The organism is Sphingomonas arantia, from assembly GCF_042682045.1.
Classification (GTDB): domain Bacteria; phylum Pseudomonadota; class Alphaproteobacteria; order Sphingomonadales; family Sphingomonadaceae; genus Sphingomonas_R; species Sphingomonas_R arantia.
The window spans coordinates 495919-512927 of record NZ_JBHUGS010000001.1; the positions used below are offsets into that span (position 1 = coordinate 495919).

A 17009-nucleotide genomic window follows, 5' to 3' on the forward strand; every position below is an offset into this window, starting at 1 on the left:
TCAGTCGCGGTTGCGTTGGGCCGCGCGGGCGAGCGCGGGTTGCGCGGCGTAGAACGGGACCAATGCGTCCAGCGCAAGCGGCCGATCGGCCTTTCGCCCGTAGAAGAACAGCGCGCTGGCCCCGTCGAGCCCGCGACGCCCGTCGCACCAGCGATCGAGCAGCCGCAGCCAGACGAACGGGAAGGCCGCGATCTGGCCGAGCTTGGTACTGCGCAACAGCGATTGGGCGAGGTAACGGATCGCCAGCGCCGCGGTGGTGCCGGGGCCGGACGAATAGCCGACCGACATGACATCGAAATCGCGGAACAGCCAGCGCAGCCCGCTGGTGGTGAAGCGCATGAAATCATAGGCATGTTCGCACACCGGCCAGAGGAAGGCGGTGTTGGCGAACACCAGTCCGCCGGGGCGCAGCACGCGGGTCATCTCCGCCACGATCGCGAACGGATCGACGGTATGTTCGAGCACCGCCTGGACCCAGACCGCATCGACGCTGGCGTCCTGCAACGGGATGGCGTGCCCGTCCGCCACGAAGGTGATGTGGGGCGAGACGTAGATGTCGAACGCGACGAGATCGACATCGGGCGAGGCGTAGAGCGGTTCGGCGCCGCTGCCGATCGCGCCGCCGCCGACGATCAGGATGACCGGCCGTCGGGTGCCGTTCGATGCGGCGAGATCGGCGATCATCGTGCGGGCATAGTGTGCGGAGAAATGGTTGCGGCCGTCGACGACGCGGGACAGGACCTGCCGCCAGCGATCGCGGCCGAGCACGCTGGCGCCGCCGGTGGCGAGCATCGCGTCGCGATCGAGGATGCTGCGGTCGAAATCGACGAGCACGGCCTTGCCGTCGATGCGGTCGAGCGGGACGTCGCGTCGGTCGCAGGACTCGGTGCGGCAGGCGGGATCGTCGGGGGTGCCGGCGAGCGGACCGTTACAGGCCGGGCAGGCGAGCAGCGCGGCCAGTGCGGCGGCATCATGGACCAGCATCGTTCGTCGCCCCCGCGCGTGATGACGCGATGCCGGGTGGAGCCGCATCGCTGTCAGGCCGGTGTATGGGACGCGGGGGGCGGCGTCGAGGTTGCGCATCCGCTTTCGGTCTTGCGAGGGTGGCGACGGGCGGTGCGGTTTGCAGCGATTGCGGCGTTTATGGTCGCCGGGCCGGTGGCGGCGTCTCCGGCGCAGGACGCCATGTTTGCGCGGCTGCGCGGACTGGACCGGCGGGTCGCGGTCGTTGCCGAGCGGTTGCTAATCGCCAATGCGACGCTGTGCCGGCGGACGCAGCCGGCGTTCGGCATGGTCCTGCATGCGATCGACCAGTATCCGCCGGCGATGCGCGCCCGGGCACGGGCGGCGTTCGGGTTCGTCGCGCCGGTGGCGGTCGAGGCCGTGGTGCCGGGGGCGGCGGCCGAGCGGGGCGGGGCGCGCGACGACGACGGGGTGGTGGCGATCGCGGGCGTGCCGGTGGCGGTCGAATCGGGGACTGCGGTCGGTACGCGGACGCGCGATGCGGTGCTGGATCGGCTCGCGAACGTGCCGCCGGGCGCGCCGATCGTGCTAACGCTGCTTCGTGATGGGATTGCGCGGGAGGTGCGTCTCGTGCCGCCGGCGGCGTGCGCGGCGCGGGTGGAGCTGTCGACGGACCGCGGGACGAACGCGGTGGCCGATGAGGCGACGATCCTGGTGGGTAGCGATCTGGTGGAGCGAATCGCGGATGACGGGCTGGCGGTGGTGCTGGCGCATGAGCTGGCGCATGTCGTGCTGGGGCATCGTCGGCGGCTGGCGGCGGCGGGGGTACGGCGTGGAGTGGGCGGTGCGTTCGGACGCAGTCGGCGGCTGACGCGCGCGACGGAGGACGAGGCGGACCGGATGTCGGCCTATCTGCTCGCCAATGCAGGTTATGATGCCGGTATGGCGGCGGCGTTCTGGCGGACGGCGGGGGCGGGATTGGCGGGGTCGTTCCGTAGTCGGACGCATGGTGCGGCGTCGGCGCGGGCGCAGTTGTTGGCGGAGGAAGCGGCGGTGATCGCGGTGATGCCGGGGCGGCCGGTTCGCCCGGCGTTGCTCGGTCGGCGGGACGTTCCGTTGCGCTGATCCGCGCGGAGGTCATTGGAAAGACTTGCTTCTGTCACGCGGCCGTCGGCCGGCGGGCGCAGCATGACGGTGGACCCGATTGCGAAACACCGCGTTGAACGGGCCGACACTAGGAGAGAATAAATGACCACCACCATTACGCGCCTGTTCGACAGCCATGCCGACGCCAAGCGTGCGGTGACCGAGCTTGAAGCGCTCGGCGTGCCGCACGGCGACATCAGCATCCTGGGCAACGATCCGGACCATGTCGGCGACCATGACGAGGGCGTCGATCATGCCGGCGATGTCGATCGCGGCGTGAAGACGGGTGCGGCGATCGGTGGTGTGGGCGGTCTGCTGGCGGGCCTCGGTCTGCTCGCGATCCCGGGCATCGGGCCGATCGTGGCGGCGGGCTGGCTTGCGACCACGCTGGCGGGGGCCGGTCTCGGCGCGGCCGGGGGTGCGGCGACGGGCACGATCGTCGGTGCGCTGACCGATGCGGGTCACAGCAGCGACGATGCCGGGGTTTATGCCGAGGGCGTCCGCCGCGGCAGCACGCTGGTCAGCGCGCGGGTCGCCGATGCGCATGCTGATGCGGCCGAAGTGGTGCTGAACAAGTACGGCGCGGTGACCGCGACCGATCGTGGTCGTGATTATGCGTCGAACGGCTGGTCGGGGTACGATGCTTCGGCACCGGCCTATACGATCGAGGAAATGCAGGCCGAGCGTTCGCGCTATGGTCGTCGGACCGACGAGATCTGATGTGACGGGCGGGGGGCGGTTTTTGGACCGTCCCCCGTTTTTTGTTGATTTAGCGGGCAAGTTTTTTCGCAGGCCACGCCCTAGCCGACACTGCGGTGCGGTTTTTAAGGGTCTGCAATAGTCCTCCTCGGGTGGGGATCTGGTTGTCGCCCCAAGGTGTACCCCCGCCTTCGCGGGGGTACACCTTGGGGCGGAGTTGTATCTAGGCCCCGGCCTTCGCCGGGGAACGTTACGGTTGTTACAGTACGCCAACAGGCGTCGGCGCCTGGATCCGGCCTCAACTCGTCGGCAGGTACAGTTCGCTGCCACTGAGGCGGAACTTCTCCTTCATGTCCGCCATGCCGCGTTCGGCCTCGTCCGGACTGGTGGCGGCAATGAAGGTGTCGGCGGGGGCGTTCTGTTTGGCGGCGAAGTCGCGGACTTCCTGCGTGATCTTCATCGAGCAGAATTTGGGGCCGCACATCGAGCAGAAATGCGCGGTTTTCGCGCCTTCGGCGGGCAACGTCTGGTCGTGGTACGATTCCGCGGTGTCGGGATCGAGCGACAGGTTGAACTGGTCGCGCCAGCGGAATTCGAAGCGGGCGCGGCTGAGTGCATCGTCGCGTAGCTGGGCGGCCGGGTGGCCTTTGGCGAGATCGGCGGCGTGGGCGGCGAGCTTGTAGGTGACGACGCCGACCTTCACGTCGTCGCGGTCGGGCAGGCCCAGATGCTCCTTGGGCGTGACGTAGCAGAGCATCGCGCAGCCGAACCAGCCGATCATCGCGGCACCGATGCCGCTGGTGATGTGATCGTAGCCGGGCGCGATGTCGGTGGTGAGGGGCCCGAGCGTGTAGAACGGCGCTTCGCCGCAGGCCTCGAGCTGCTTTTCCATGTTCAGCTTGATCTTGTGCATCGGCACGTGGCCGGGGCCTTCGATCATGACTTGGATGTCGTGCTTCCACGCGATCTGGGTCAGTTCGCCGAGCGTGGCGAGTTCGCTGAACTGCGCCTCGTCGTTGGCGTCCGCGATCGAACCGGGGCGCAGGCCGTCGCCGAGCGAGAAAGCGACGTCATACGCCTTCATGATTTCGCAGATCTCCTCGAACCGTTCGTAGAGGAAGCTTTCCTTGTGATGGCTGAGGCACCATTTCGCCATGATCGAGCCGCCGCGCGACACGATGCCGGTCACGCGCTTGGCGGTCATCGGGATGTAGGCGAGCCGGACGCCGGCGTGGATCGTGAAATAGTCGACGCCCTGTTCCGCCTGTTCGATCAGCGTGTCGCGGAAGATCTCCCAGGTCAGGTCCTCGGCGATGCCGTTCACCTTTTCAAGCGCCTGGTAGATCGGGACGGTGCCGATCGGGACGGGCGAGTTGCGCATGATCCATTCGCGCGTGTCGTGGATGTTGCGGCCGGTGCTGAGGTCCATGACGGTGTCGGCGCCCCAGCGGATCGACCAGACGAGCTTGTCGACCTCGGCCGCCACGTCGGATGCGACCGCGCTGTTGCCGATATTGGCGTTGATCTTGACCAGGAAGTTGCGGCCGATCGCCATCGGTTCAGATTCGGGGTGGTTGATGTTGTTCGGGATGATCGCGCGGCCGCGGGCGACCTCGTCGCGTACGAATTCGGGCGTGACATAGTCGGGGATCGACGCGCCGAAATCCTGACCGTCGCGCGCCGCTTTCTCGCGCAGTTCGGCGCGGCCGACATTTTCGCGGATGGCGACATATTCCATCTCGGGCGTGATGATGCCGCGGCGGGCATAGTGCATCTGGCTGACGTTCGCGCCGGGCTTTGCGCGCAGGACGCGGCGGCGGACGTTGGGGAAGGGTTCGACCCCGCCGGAGCGGTCGGGGCCCTTGAGGCCGTTATCCTCGGGCCGGACCTCGCGCTGGTCCACTTCCTCCACGTCGCCGCGCGCGCGGATCCAGTCGCTGCGGATTTCGGGCAGGCCGGCGGCGATGTCGATGGTCGCCGCGGCGTCGGTGTAGGGGCCGGACGGGTCGTAGACGCGGAGAGGAGCCTCGCCGCACGACGGATCGAGCATGATCTCGCGCATCGCGACCTTCAGCGGGCCGACATGGATCTTGCGGCTGCCGCGGATCGGGCCGGTGGTGACCGTCATCGCGGTGCCGCGTGGCAGATCGGACGATTCGGTGCGGGCGTTGATATCGGCCATGGGGACGCTCTCCGTTTTGGCTGGACGGAGGGGGGGTGCGGAAGTGAAGTGCCGCTCCCTCCCTACGCCGGTGTCAGCCGGATCAGGTTCAGCGGGTCGTGGCCGGACAGCCACCTCTCAACCGCTGCGTGCGGTCCCCCGGGGAATGTCGTCACGATAGGCGCAAGGCGCGCGGCGTCAAAGCAGATATTTGACCTTCACGCGTTCGGCGACCGGGCCGCCGGCGACGGCGAAGCGTGCCGAGGAAAAGCGCGGCGGGCCGAAGCGGATGGCGGGGTTGCGCGAAAAGCCGAATCCTTCGCGCGGCATGCCGACGAAGGTATCGAGCTTTCCGTTGCCGTTTTCGTCGTGGACCATCGCGACGGCATAGTCCGCGGAGGGCAGCCAATCGAACCGCAGCGCGGCGGCCGCAGCGGCGGGCACGGTGGTCTTACGCGCGGCCGGATCGTCCTGACAATTGGGGAAATGATCGGGCGCGGTCGTCAGGCAGACCATGACGTTGCCCTTCGTCGACCGCAGGCCGGCGATGCCGAGATCAACCCGCCCGGCTGGGCTCGCCCCCGGCAGCAACGCCAGCGTCGCCAGCAGCAGCGCGGGCTTTGGCAGATTTCGCAGGCTTTGCGGTGAAATCGCCCAAGCCGCGGTCCGTGCCACACAACCTGTCCCAGAATCGGAAGTAGAGACCATAGTTGCACCTATATTGCGCGTGATGGCGTTCATGGTGGCTGGCGGTGATTAGCCAGCGACCGGCGGGCCCGTTGACGAGACGGCGCGGGAACATCTCCCACCCCATGTGATTGGTGACACCCATAAGCGTCATCACCGACAGCACAACGCCGAGTGCGATGGGGTGAAGGGGAATGACGAAGACCAGTGTCGGAATTACCACGGCACCGGTCAGCGCCTCGATCGGGTGGAAGCTCATCGCCGCCCAGGCGGTGGGCGGGCGGCTGGCATGGTGGACGGCGTGGGCCAGCTTGAACGGCTTGGGCCGGTGCATCCAGCGGTGCGTCCAGTAGAACCAGGCATCGTGCGCGACCAGGCAGAGCAGGATCGACACGGGCAGCCACCAGAGCGGATAGGCGTGGAGATCGGTATAGACCTGCGTCCAGCCATGTTCGCGCCAGCCCCAGGCGACGATGCCGGCGGGCACGCCGTAGATCGCGGCGGACACCAGCGACCAGAACAGTTCGCTGCGGATCTGGACGTCCTGCCCCGCATAGAGGCCGGGCGCGTGTGCGCGGGTGGCGAGCGCGAAGCCGCCCGACACGATGAGATAACGGACCGCGACGATCAGCGTCATCGCCAGGGCAGAGAGGAACAGGCCGAGCAGCATGGTCATGGCGGAGCCAATAGCACGGATAGATGAACGTGTCAGAAATCGCTGGCGAGGGTGAGCGCGATGCCGTTGCCGGGGCGCGCGCGGCCGGCGACGCGGAGGCGCCCCTCGACGGCGAGCGTGACGGGGAGCCGCGCGGTGCGAGTGGTGACGGCGATGCGCGGGCCGATGTCGAGCCGGGCGGCACCGGGCTGGGCCGCGCCCCATGCACCCGCGCCGAGCCGGAGGTCGGTGGCAGCGCCGATCGCGGTGCGGTGGTGGATACGGACCGCGCCGTCACCGAACAGGTCGCGTCGCTGCGCGCCGACGATGCCGGCCTGCGCGTAGCCGTCGAGTTCGAGTCGCGGACCGATCGCGCGGTAGAGCCCGCCTGCGGCATAGGCGGCGAACGCGTCGCGCCCGTCGCGGCCGATCGCGATGCGGCGCTCGACCGACAGGCGCAGATTGGGGAGGGGGAGGAGGTCGAGGCCGGCGGCAACCTCCGCCTGGCGCGTGTCGCGGAGCGGGGTGGCGATGCGCGCGGCGATGGCGATGGGGGTGTTGTCGAGGCGGTAGGCCAGCCGGGCGGCGGCCTGCGATCCGCCGATCTGGCCGGCGGGGGCGAGGGTTGCGGTGCCGGCGCGATCGGCGCGGTGGAAGATGTAGGCGTAGCCGGACCACTGTGACGTGGGCGGCGTGTTGGCGCGGGCGAGGCCCAGCGGTGCCTGGGACGGCAGCGAAGCGGGTTCTGCTGGTGCTTCTGGACGATCCGATGTCGATGCTTGGCCGGCCGGCGTCGGCACGGCGCGCGAGGCTGCGGCGGAGGCTGTGGCGTTCGTCAGTGGGCGGGCGATCGCGAGGCGCCAGGGCTGGGCGGGGCGGACCTCGCTGACGGCGAGCAACAGCGTAGGTGCGACGCGAGCCGGCTGGGCGACCAGTAGGGTTGGCGTAGCTGCGTCGCGCCGGGTCTGCGGGACTGTCCGCGCCGCCGCGACCGTGACGATCGGGGCCGGGCGCAGGTCGGGTGTCCAGAGGATCGCGGTGCGCACGCCGGCGTAGCAGAGCAGCGCCAGGATAAAGCCGCGGACCGACCGCGAGCCGTTCATCGCGGTGCGTCGTCGGGCAGGGTGTGGACGGTCGCGTCCCAACGCGGCGGCGCGCCGGCGACGTAGCACCACAAGGCGCGGGCCGATGCGGCGATCGCGACGAGATTGCTGACCACGATGCGCGGAACCGAGCGCAGCGCCTCGCCCGGACCATAGAGTCGGCCAACAAGCAGCGCGCGCATCGCCAGACGCCAGATGAGGAGCACGAACAGCAGGTGGGCGATCGGCGTGTCGATCTCCGCGAGCAATGGCGCAGGTCGCCCCGCAGCCCAAGCGAACGGCGTTTCGAACAGCGCGAGCAGGATGGCCGTATAACCCGCCGCCAGCACGGCCGCGGCGAGCGGCGCCGACCGATCGCGCAGCCGCATCCAGCGCTCAAGCCCGCCGCCCTGCCAGCCGAGCCGGTCCCACCCGGCCAGTGCGATGCCGGTAACCCAGCGCGCCTTTTGCCGGACCGCGGCGTGACCGTGATGCGGGAAATAGGCCTCCACCGCGACCAGTTCACCGCCCGGCCGGTCGAACAGCCGCGCCAGGATGCCGCGGCCACCGAGCCGATCGATCCGGAGGCCGAGTTCATAATCCTCGGTCAGCGATTCGCCGTCGAACGGGGTATTGCCCTGCTCGTCCGCCAGCCGGTCGAGCATGTCGCGGGCGATGGCGCAGCCGGTGCCGGCGGAGGGCACGCTGGCGCCGATCGCCTCGCGCACGACGAGCTGTTTGCCGTGCGCCTCGGCGAACTCATCCAGATAGTGACCCGCGACGCCGGGGTGGCCGTCGCGTTTGAGCGGGCGGACCGGGATCTGGACGAGCGCGAATCGTTCGATCAACGTGTCGAACAGTCGTAGCTCGTGCGCGGCGACATAGTCCTCCGCATCGTGGAGGATCGCCGCCTTGTAGCGAAAGCCCTCCGCGGCCTCGTCGGCGCGCAGCGCATCCCAGTTGCGGTTGAGCGCCTCCGCCTTGGTCACCGGGCCTGGGCGGTCGCCGGGGACGATGCGGATGCGGCGGCGGGCGTCGGCGGTGGTGCGGACGGCCTCGATCGCGGCATGCGTCGCGGGGTCGTTCGGGTAGGTCGCGACGTAGATCCGGTAGTCCGCGTCGCCCCAGCGGGCGAGCGCGGTGGACAGGGTCGAGCCGATGACGGCGGCTTCGTCCCACGCGCCGATCAGGATCGCGAAACGTCCCGGCGCGACGGGCGCGGCGAGCGTCCGCATCGTGACGCGGTCGTGCCGGGTGTAGACCGTCGCGGCCCGCCAGCCGGCGCGACCGATCCAGATCGTATCGAAGAACAGTTGCTCAAGCCCGAAAGCGAGGAAGCCGAACTGCGCGAAGACGCCGAGTTCGTGCCGCGCGCCCGACATCAGCCAAAATGCCGAACCGTCCATCGTTCCCCCCGGAATTACGACGAATGATCCGGAACGGCGGAAGTTAAGACAAGGGGTAGGCGGAGAGTTGGGCGGTTTGCGTGCCGGGCGTGGCCGATTTGCTGCGCTTTATATTAGTACGGTGCGGTCGCGGTATCAGCGGCGTGCCAGGAAGAAGTTCCGAAGTTGAGCAGCGGCTTCCGCCTCGCCGATCCCGTCGTGGACCTCGGGGCGATGGTGGCAGGTGGGCTGTGCGAACAGCCGGGGGCCGTGGAGGACCGCGCCGCCCTTCGGATCGGGAGCGGCGAAGTAGAGCCGGGCGATCCGGGCGAGGGCGATGGCGCCGGCGCACATGGCGCAAGGTTCGAGCGTGACCCACAGGTCGCATTGATCGAGGCGGCTGGTGCCGAGGGCGGCCGCAGCGGCGCGGATCGCGAGGATTTCGGCATGGGCCGTCGGATCATGGCCCGATCGCATGGCGTTTGCGGAGGTGGCGATGACTTCGGTCGTCCCAGTTCGGACGACGACTGCACCCACCGGAACCTCACCTGCGGTTGCGCATGCGGCCGCAAGATCGAGCGCGAGACGCATTGGTGAGGGGAGCGGGAAGGCCATCAATAGCCACCTACCGCGATTCGGTAGTGGGCAGCCAGTCGGTTGATCGAATCAGTGCGCCAGTGCTCTCGAGTCGTTGCGATCGGTTAGCACGATATACAGCGCAAAGATGACACCCGGCACGAAGGCCGCGATCGTCAGGACCACTCCGATCCAGAAATCGCGGCCGAGCCCCCGTGACAGGAAGATGCCGAGCGGGGGGAGCAGGATGGCGGCGATGATCCGCGCAATGGTCATGATCCTGCTCCCTCTTCGACTTTAAGGCTTAGTTGGCCTTCTTGACGCTCAGCGTCGGCACTTCGACGGTTTCAGACTCGGTCTTCACCTTCGGCACTTCGACCGTCGTGTTCTTCGTGCCGACATCGATCGACCCGACGTCCGCATCGACGCTGGGCAGGGCCCCGCCATTCACTTCGACCTTGGGCAGCGCGCCGCCCTTGGAGCTGAAGTCGAGGAAACCAGTGGCGACGGCGGCGATCACGGCCAGGACGGCGACGACCAGGATGATGATGATCGTGCGGCCTGCGCCACCGCTGCGGCGCGGTTCGTTCCGGTAATTGTCGCTCATTGTGTTTTCTCCTGTTATGTAAATACGGGCTGGAAACGACGCTTGCCTGAATCGGTTGCATGAACGAAACGACATCCGTGCGGAGGCGCGGGCAGGCCATATTGGTTGACGCGCGCCGGTATCCCGGTTATCCGCCGCCACTTTCCGGGCAACCCCGAACACCGTAGGATCAAACCATGTCGCGCATCTGCGAACTGACCGGCAAGGGCCGTCAGGTCGGGCACAATGTGTCCCACGCCAACAACAAGACCAAGCGTACGTTCCTGCCGAACCTGCAGAACGTTACGTTGCTGTCGGACGCGCTGGGCGAGAGCGTCAAGCTCCGCGTGTCGACGCACGGCCTGCGTTCCGTCGAGCATGTCGGTGGCCTGGACAACTGGCTGCTGAAGACCGGCGAGGACAAGCTGTCGCTGCGTGCGCGCCGTCTGAAGCGCCAGATCGCCAAGAAGGCGGCCTGATCCGGCTGGTGACTCGCTTCGGCGGGTCGCGGGTTTGAATGAACGACCCCGGGGGCGCAGACCGCGTCTCCGGGGTCGTTCGTTTGTTCGGGCTGCCTGCCGGGGTTAGTCGAGCAACTCGAACTTCAGCAGCAGGGTCTGCTGGAAGACCCAGAAATTATCGTCCGACGCGATCCAGACGATCGTGCGGCCACGTTCGCGAGTGACGGCGAGCGCCTCCATATTATCGATCGCCAGCGGCTGGCGGAGAACGGCGATCGGGCGGGACGTGATCGTGACACCGGGGCGGATCGCGCGCGGATCGAACACCGCGAGCATCGCGCCGAACCCGTCGCGCGGCGATAGTTTGCGGTGCAGGACGAGCAGCCGGCCGTCGGGCAGGCGGCGCAGGTCGGTGGGCCAGTAGCCGGGGGCGGGGGCGCGATAGCCGAACCGGATCACGCGGCTGCGCGGGTCGGTGGGGTCGCCGGAGAAGAGCAACGCCTGTTTCGTGCGGTCCGTGCCAGGGACAAGCGCGTTTTCGGACAGGATGACGAAGCGCCCGTCGGGAAGCCGCTCCATGCTTTCCGGACCGGTGACGCTGGGCCACTCGTCCATCGCGGCGGGGGCTAGGCCAGCTTCGATCCGGGTCAGGCGCGGGGCGAACCGGCGGATGCCGTTGCGGACCTCGTACCCCACCCAGACGCGACCGCTGCCGGGATCGACCGCCATCGATTCAGTGTCGCTGAGTGCCTTGCGTTCGCCGGCCGCGGGAAGCGGACGAATCGACGCGGGGCCGACGACGCCGGTCGGGCCGATGCGGAAGCGGAACGCGGTGCCGGCATCGCTGAGTGCCAGGAAACGGCCAGCATCGTCGGCGACCATCGTCGACAGGCCGCCGAACGCCATGTTGGGGGAGCGCAGCACCCAACCCTGGAGGAACAGGAGGCCACCGACTCGCAGCGGACCGGGGCGATCGCGGTTCAGCGGGATCGGCGTGGCGGTGATCGGACCCGCCGGATCGTAGACCGCGCGGTCCCCCGACGTGTGGGCCAGCAGCGCCAGGAACAGGATCGAAAAGAGGCCGTAGCGCATTGGTGCCTTCTGGCGGCTCGGCGCGGCTTTGCAAGCTGAACGCGGGCTAACGACGCCGTTCAGCCATGATGCACGGGCGGCGAGTCATAAGAGCGTCACAGTTGGTGGAGGAATGGCAGATGTTCGGAAAGATGTTCACCTTGAGCGCCGCGGCCGTCGCGACGCTGGCGGTCGCCCCATCGGCGGCAAGCGCGCAATATTATGCGCCGGGATACTACGCGCCGGCGCCGGTCCAATATTATGATGGCGGGCGCGGCTATGACCGGCGCGGTTATGGCGGCTACGGCCGACGTGACGGGTATCGCCGTGGCTATGGCGGCGGTCGCGGTTATTACGACCAGCGCGGCTACGGTTATGCCCCGCGGTTCGCCGGGCGCGGCTATGCTGGCGGTTATGGTCGCGGCTACGGCCGGGGCTATCGCGGATATCGTTGTGACCGTGGGACCGGCGGGACGATCGTGGGCGCGATCGCGGGCGGCCTGCTGGGCAATGTGATCGGCCAGAACAGCGGCGGCGGCTATTATGGTCGCGGCGACGGGACGACGGGTGCGATCATCGGTGGTGGTCTCGGTGCGCTCGCAGGGCGGTCGATCGATCGGAACTGCTGAGGCTGGGTGGATTGAATGAGGAGGGGGCGGGGCCGGGAGGTTCCGGCCCCTTTTTTTATGCCTCACCTCCCGTTTGGTTCGAGCTTGTCGAGAACGTTGCGCGGAGTTCTCGACAAGCTCGAACCAAACGGGGTTGGGGGGTGGGATTGGGGGTTTGGGTTTGACCGGCTGTTGTGGGGCTGATCGAACTGCGTTGGATTCTCGGCTTCGCTCGAAGGGTCCCTCGACTTCGCTCGGGATGAACGGGTCGAGGGGGGCTTCAGGCGTCGAAGAGGCCCGCAAGCTGTTCGACGAGGGTGCCGCCGAGCTGTTCGGCGTCCATGATGGTGACGGCCTTCTGGTAGTAGCGCGTGACGTCGTGGCCGATGCCGATCGCGACGAGTTCGACGGGCGACTTGGTTTCGATCCAGCCGATGACCTGGCGGAGATGCTTTTCGAGGTAGCTGCCGGAATTGACCGAGAGCGTCGAGTCGTCGACCGGGGCGCCGTCGGAGATCACCATCAGAATGCGGCGATCCTCGTTGCGCGCCACGAGCCGCGCATGCGCCCACATCAGTGCCTCGCCGTCGATATTCTCCTTCAGCAGGCCTTCGCGCATCATGAGGCCAAGCGACTTGCGGGCGCGGCGCCAGGGTTCGTCGGCGCGCTTGTAGACGATGTGGCGCAGGTCGTTGAGGCGACCGGGAAGCGCGGGACGACCGTCAGCGAGCCATTTTTCGCGGCTCTGCCCGCCCTTCCACGCGCGGGTAGTGAAACCGAGAATCTCGGTCTTCACGCCGCAGCGTTCGAGCGTGCGCGCCATGATGTCCGCGCTGATCGCCGCGATCGAGATCGGGCGGCCGCGCATCGAGCCGCTGTTGTCGATCAGCAACGTTACGACGGTGTCGCGGAAATCGGTTTCTCGCTCGTTCTTGTAGCTGAGCGAGAGGCCGGGGTTGATGACGACGCGGGCGAGGCGGGCGGCGTCGAGCAGCCCTTCCTCCTGATCGAAATCCCAGCTGCGATTCTGCTGCGCCATCAGCCGGCGCTGGAGGCGGTTGGCGAGCTTGGTGACGGCACCCTGGAGGTGGACGAGCTGCTGATCGAGATAGGCGCGCAGGCGGGTGAGTTCCTCCTCGTCGCACAGATCGTCGGCGGCGATGACCTCGTCATAGGCCTGGGTGTAGGCGAGATAGTCGAACTGGCCGGACATGTCCGCGAACGGACGGTTGGGGCGGACGGGCATCATGCCCTCGCCCTCCTCGCCCATGTCGCCGTCCATGTCGGCGTCGCTCGATTCGTCGGTCTGGTCGCTTTCACCTTCCTCGTCGCCGGACTCGGAGGCTTCGGCGCGCGCATCGACCTGCGAATCGCTGCCGCCCTGGTCGTCGCCCTGGTCCTGTTCGTCGCCGGCTTCGGCCTGGTCCTCGCCTTCGTCCTCGCCGCCCTCGTCGGGGTCGACGTCGGGCTGCGTCTGGCCTTCGACCAGGTCGAGATCCTCGAGCAGGCGGGTGGCCATGCGGGCGAAGGCGTTCTGGTCGTCGAGCACCAGTTCGAGCGCGTCGAGATCGGCGCCTGCCTTAAGCTCGATCCATTCGCGAACGAGGTTGAGGCCGGGGAGCGTGGCGGGCGGCGGCGCGACGCCGGTCAGCCGCTCGCGGACGATGAGCTGTACCGCGGTGGCGAGCGGAACCTCGTCGCGCGCCTTGGCGCGGACGATGGGGTCTGACCGCATCCGCATTTCGAACGCGGTGTCGAGATTATAGGCGACGCCCGCCATGGCGCGCGTGCCGATCGCCTCGACCCGCGCCTGTTCGGCAGCGTCGAAGACCGAGCGGGCGATGGCCTCGGCCGGAGCCTGCGACCCGTGGAGCGCGGTGTCGTGATGGCGCAGGCGGAGGGCGGCGGCGTCGGCGAACCCGCGCGCCTCGGCCACCGCCTGTGCCGGCAGGGTGCGGGCGGGCATCGGCACGCGCGCCTGCTTGCCGAGCAGGCCGGGATTGTCGCCGGTGTAGTTCACCTCCGCCAGCGGATCATGGCTGAGCGCGCGGGCGGTGCCGCCGAGCACCTGGCGGAACCGGTCGAGCGGAGATTGTTCGGTCATGCGGTGGTTCCGGCGGAAACGGGGGCTGCGAGGCGGCGGTGACGGAGGAACGTGCGGACGATCAGGATGGACGCGGCCAGCGTGATCAGCGCGAGGACGGACAGATACAGATCCTCGATCGCCTCGATGCCGTAGACGCCGAGCGCGGCGGCGGTTTCGACCAGCGCGACCGTCATGGTTTCGGTGAACGGGATCCGGCCCACGACGCGCATCATGGCGGCCCACAGCAGGAGCGTGGCGACGACCGTCACGACCTTGCCCAGCGCACCCGATACGGCCGGACGCTCAGGCCGCGCGTCGATCGTCCGGGCGCGGCGTGACGCCATCGATCAGACCTTTCCGACCACACTTTCGGGCAGGTCCTTGCCGAACACCCGCTGATAATATTCCGCGACCAGTGCGCGTTCGGCCTCGTCGCACTTGTTGAGGAACGACAGCCGGAACGCGAAGCCGACATCGCCGAAGATCAGCGCGTTCTGCGCCCAGCTGATGACGGTCCGTGGCGACATGACGGTGGAGATGTCGCCGGCGATGAAGCCCTGGCGCGTCATGTCGGCGACCTTGACCATCTGGGTGACGACCTTCTTGCCGTCGGGCTTGTCATATTCGCCGGACTTGGCGAGCACGATCTGCGCCTCGACCGCGGCGGGCAGGTAGTTGAGCGTCACGACGATGTTCCAGCGGTCCATCTGACCCTGGTTGATCTGTTGCGTGCCGTGATAGAGCCCGGTGGTGTCGCCGAGGCCGACCGTGTTCGACGTCGCGAACAGCCGGAACCACGGGTTCGGGCGGATCACGCGGTTCTGATCGAGCAGCGTCAGCTTGCCTTCCGTTTCCAGCACGCGCTGGATCACGAACATCACGTCGGGACGGCCGGCGTCATATTCGTCGAATACGATCGCGGTCGGCGTCTGGAGCGCCCAGGGGAGCAAGCCTTCCTTGAACTCGGTGACCTGCTTGCCGTCCTTCAACACGATCGCGTCGCGACCGACGAGGTCGATGCGGCTGATATGCGCGTCGAGGTTGATGCGGATGCAGGGCCAGTTGAGGCGCGCCGCAACCTGTTCGACATGGGTCGACTTGCCGGTGCCGTGATAGCCCTGGACCATGACGCGGCGGTTGTGCGCGAAGCCGGCGCAGATCGCGAGCGTGGTGTCCGGATCGAACACATAGGCCGGGTCGAGATCGGGCACGCGTTCGTCGGCGACGGAGAAGGCCGGGACCTCCATGTCGCTGTCGACGCCGAACGCCTCGCGGATCTTCACCATCTTGTCCGGTGCGTCCATGATCGTGTCGGCGCGCGTATCCGGCTGTACGTTCGAAATCTCGGTCATCTTGGGCGGTCCTGGTCGGGCGCGACAGCGGCGCCGGGTCGAGGTGAGGGGTAGAGGGATGGTTCGTGTTGGGCAACGCCTCGAACGTGCCAAAATGTCCGACCCTTCCGGATATCGTCGCGCGATGCGAACATCCGGCCGCCGACGACTCGGGAGGCGACGTCGCCGGGCGCGAACGGGAGGGGCGATCGATGGCGTATGTCGAGGGATTCGTGGTGGCGGTGCCGGAGGCCAACAAGGCCGCCTATCGCGCGCATGCGCATGCGGAGGCGGCGGTGGCGATGTTCCGCGAATATGGCGCGACCCGGATGGTGGAATGCTGGGGTGACGATGTTCCGCGCGGGACGGTCACCGATTTCTGGGGTGCGGTGAAGGCCGAGCCGGGCGAGGCGGTGCTGTTTTCGTGGATCGAGTATCCATCGAAGGCGGTGCGCGACGCCGCCAATGTGCGGATCATGACGGACCCGCGGATGGAAGCGCTGAGCGCGGCGCCGTTCGATATGAAGCGCATGGTGATGGGTGGGTTCGAGATGATTCTGGACGCGTGAACTTCGCCGCGGTCATGCGAAGGCGGGCGCGCCCTTCAGATGGGTGTAGGCGGTGATGACCGCCTGGAGCGCGCGTTCGTGGCTGCGGTCCCCGCCGTTGCGGTCGGGATGGTACAGCCGGACGAGTTCGGCGTAGCGCGCCCGGAGCGTGCGGCGGTCGCTGTCGACGTCGAGTTCGAGCGCCTTCAACGCGCGGCGGTCGGCGTCGCTCAAGGGGCGGCCGTCGGCGCGGGCGCGCGGCATACGGGCGGCGAACTTCGCGCCGATCGCGTCGAGCGGGTCGACGAAGTCCGCCCATTTCGGCGTGCCGGCCGGCGTGGCGGAAAAGGCGCGGGTTTCGCGTTCCCAGCCGGCGAGCGGGCGCTGCGCCGCCTCGATCTGGTCCGTCGTCATGCCGGCGAAGAAATTATAGCCGCCGTTGAACGCGCGGATATGATCGAGGCAGTACCAGCGCCAGTCGCCGGGACCGTCGAAGCCGGGGCGCTTGCCGTCGGTGTTGGGCGCGCGAAACTCGCCGTCGCCGAAGCAGCCATCGGCATCGCAGAGCCGGCCGCTGTTTTCGACGCGCCCGTGGAACCGGGGGCTGCGTTTGGTGGCCGGACCGTCACTCGCCAATGTCTGCCAACTCCTGCGCAAACAGGCTATATAGGAGGCATGATGCAGGACACCACCGGGCCGGTCGCGGCCGAAATGACGGAACGGCTGACGGCCGCGCTGAACCCCACCCACCTTGCGGTGATCGACGACAGCGAGGCGCACCGCGGGCACGGCGGCCACGATGCGCGCGGCGAGAGCCATTTCACGGTCGATATCGTGGCAGCCGCGTTCGACGGGCTGAACCGCGTCGCGCGGCAGCGGCTGGTCAATCGTGCGCTGGCGGACCTGCTGCGCGAGCGGGTCCATGCGCTGGTGATCAAGGCACGTGCGCCGGGGGAGCTGTGAC

At 68.1% G+C, this 17009-nt stretch carries 20 protein-coding genes and 1 riboswitch; of the genes, 6 read left to right on the top strand and 14 right to left on the bottom strand.

What is annotated here, in order from left to right; all coding sequences use genetic code 11:
- Window positions 1–984, bottom strand: a complete 984-nt coding sequence (locus ACFSGX_RS02395) for a class I SAM-dependent methyltransferase (RefSeq protein ID WP_380927190.1) — start codon at window positions 982–984, stop codon at window positions 1–3.
- A 159-nt stretch (window positions 985–1143) separates the two neighbouring features.
- Between ACFSGX_RS02395 and ACFSGX_RS02400 the strand changes: the two genes are divergently transcribed.
- Entirely contained in the window at window positions 1144–2088 is a 945-nt protein-coding gene (locus tag ACFSGX_RS02400; RefSeq protein WP_380927192.1) for a M48 family metalloprotease, read from the top strand.
- Between the two features lie 123 nt (window positions 2089–2211).
- Window positions 2212–2829: a hypothetical protein gene (locus tag ACFSGX_RS02405; RefSeq protein ID WP_380927193.1), complete on the top strand. Its 618-nt coding sequence runs from the start codon at window positions 2212–2214 to the stop codon at window positions 2827–2829.
- A gap of 277 nt (window positions 2830–3106) precedes the next feature.
- Here the strand turns inward: ACFSGX_RS02405 and thiC are convergent, their stop codons facing one another.
- The 8 genes from thiC to ACFSGX_RS02445 all read right to left on the bottom strand — a co-directional run bounded on the left by thiC (window position 3107) and on the right by ACFSGX_RS02445 (window position 9961).
- Window positions 3107–4990, bottom strand: a complete 1884-nt coding sequence (gene thiC, locus ACFSGX_RS02410) for a phosphomethylpyrimidine synthase ThiC (RefSeq protein ID WP_380927195.1) — start codon at window positions 4988–4990, stop codon at window positions 3107–3109.
- 42 nt (window positions 4991–5032) lie between these two features.
- Window positions 5033–5141, bottom strand: a riboswitch (TPP riboswitch).
- A 26-nt stretch (window positions 5142–5167) separates the two neighbouring features.
- Entirely contained in the window at window positions 5168–5644 is a 477-nt protein-coding gene (locus ACFSGX_RS02415) for a DUF2141 domain-containing protein (protein ID WP_380927196.1), read from the bottom strand.
- Window positions 5526–6326, bottom strand: coding sequence for a sterol desaturase family protein (locus tag ACFSGX_RS02420; protein WP_380928209.1), 801 nt, complete (start codon window positions 6324–6326; stop codon window positions 5526–5528). The genes ACFSGX_RS02415 and ACFSGX_RS02420 overlap by 119 nt, the downstream gene beginning before the upstream one ends.
- Before the next feature lie 38 nt (window positions 6327–6364).
- A complete protein-coding gene (locus tag ACFSGX_RS02425; RefSeq protein ID WP_380927197.1) occupies window positions 6365–7414 on the bottom strand; it encodes a hypothetical protein in 1050 nt (349 codons plus the stop codon).
- Window positions 7411–8799: a glycosyl transferase family protein gene (locus tag ACFSGX_RS02430; RefSeq protein ID WP_380927198.1), complete on the bottom strand. Its 1389-nt coding sequence runs from the start codon at window positions 8797–8799 to the stop codon at window positions 7411–7413. Before ACFSGX_RS02430 ends, ACFSGX_RS02425 begins: the two co-directional genes overlap by 4 nt.
- A 135-nt stretch (window positions 8800–8934) precedes the next feature.
- Entirely contained in the window at window positions 8935–9393 is a 459-nt protein-coding gene (locus tag ACFSGX_RS02435) for a nucleoside deaminase (RefSeq protein WP_380927199.1), read from the bottom strand.
- Between the two features lie 51 nt (window positions 9394–9444).
- The gene (locus ACFSGX_RS02440; protein ID WP_380927201.1) at window positions 9445–9630 is read right to left on the bottom strand and encodes a YqaE/Pmp3 family membrane protein; all 186 of its coding nucleotides are present in this window, start codon (window positions 9628–9630) and stop codon (window positions 9445–9447) included.
- Window positions 9631–9658: 28 nt separating this feature from the next.
- Window positions 9659–9961 carry a hypothetical protein gene (locus ACFSGX_RS02445; RefSeq protein WP_157174886.1) on the bottom strand — a complete coding sequence of 101 codons (303 nt, stop codon included), beginning with the start codon at window positions 9959–9961 and terminating at the stop codon, window positions 9659–9661.
- A 176-nt stretch (window positions 9962–10137) separates the two neighbouring features.
- On the opposite strand from ACFSGX_RS02445, the gene rpmB reads away from it, so the two are divergent.
- Window positions 10138–10419, top strand: coding sequence for a 50S ribosomal protein L28 (rpmB, locus tag ACFSGX_RS02450; RefSeq protein ID WP_157174887.1), 282 nt, complete (start codon window positions 10138–10140; stop codon window positions 10417–10419).
- Between the two features lie 105 nt (window positions 10420–10524).
- Here rpmB and ACFSGX_RS02455 read toward each other — a convergent pair whose 3' ends face one another.
- Entirely contained in the window at window positions 10525–11493 is a 969-nt protein-coding gene (locus ACFSGX_RS02455) for an esterase-like activity of phytase family protein (protein ID WP_380927203.1), read from the bottom strand.
- Between the two features lie 119 nt (window positions 11494–11612).
- Here ACFSGX_RS02455 and ACFSGX_RS02460 point away from each other — a divergent pair, with 119 nt between their 5' ends.
- Entirely contained in the window at window positions 11613–12101 is a 489-nt protein-coding gene (locus ACFSGX_RS02460) for a hypothetical protein (protein ID WP_380927205.1), read from the top strand.
- A 259-nt stretch (window positions 12102–12360) separates the two neighbouring features.
- Here the strand turns inward: ACFSGX_RS02460 and cobT are convergent, their stop codons facing one another.
- Genes cobT through cobS form a run of 3 tightly spaced genes read right to left on the bottom strand, consistent with a single transcriptional unit; the run spans window position 12361 to window position 15518 of the window.
- Entirely contained in the window at window positions 12361–14184 is a 1824-nt protein-coding gene (cobT, locus tag ACFSGX_RS02465; RefSeq protein WP_380927206.1) for a cobaltochelatase subunit CobT, read from the bottom strand.
- Window positions 14181–14510, bottom strand: coding sequence for a hypothetical protein (locus tag ACFSGX_RS02470; RefSeq protein ID WP_380927208.1), 330 nt, complete (start codon window positions 14508–14510; stop codon window positions 14181–14183). The genes cobT and ACFSGX_RS02470 overlap by 4 nt, the downstream gene beginning before the upstream one ends.
- A gap of 3 nt (window positions 14511–14513) precedes the next feature.
- Complete coding sequence (cobS, locus tag ACFSGX_RS02475) at window positions 14514–15518, bottom strand: cobaltochelatase subunit CobS (RefSeq protein ID WP_380927209.1); 1005 nt, start codon at window positions 15516–15518, stop codon at window positions 14514–14516.
- Window positions 15519–15709: 191 nt separating this feature from the next.
- Here cobS and ACFSGX_RS02480 point away from each other — a divergent pair, with 191 nt between their 5' ends.
- Window positions 15710–16066: a DUF1428 domain-containing protein gene (locus ACFSGX_RS02480; protein WP_380927211.1), complete on the top strand. Its 357-nt coding sequence runs from the start codon at window positions 15710–15712 to the stop codon at window positions 16064–16066.
- Between the two features lie 12 nt (window positions 16067–16078).
- On the opposite strand, the gene ACFSGX_RS02485 is transcribed toward ACFSGX_RS02480, so the two are convergent.
- Window positions 16079–16681 (bottom strand): DnaJ domain-containing protein, encoded by a 603-nt coding sequence (locus ACFSGX_RS02485; RefSeq protein ID WP_380928211.1) that lies wholly within the window; start codon window positions 16679–16681, stop codon window positions 16079–16081.
- Between the two features lie 39 nt (window positions 16682–16720).
- Between ACFSGX_RS02485 and ACFSGX_RS02490 the strand changes: the two genes are divergently transcribed.
- On the top strand, window positions 16721–17008 hold the full coding sequence (locus tag ACFSGX_RS02490) for a BolA family protein (protein WP_380927213.1): 288 nt from the start codon (window positions 16721–16723) through the stop codon (window positions 17006–17008).
- The last annotated feature ends 1 nt before the right edge of the window (window position 17009 follow it).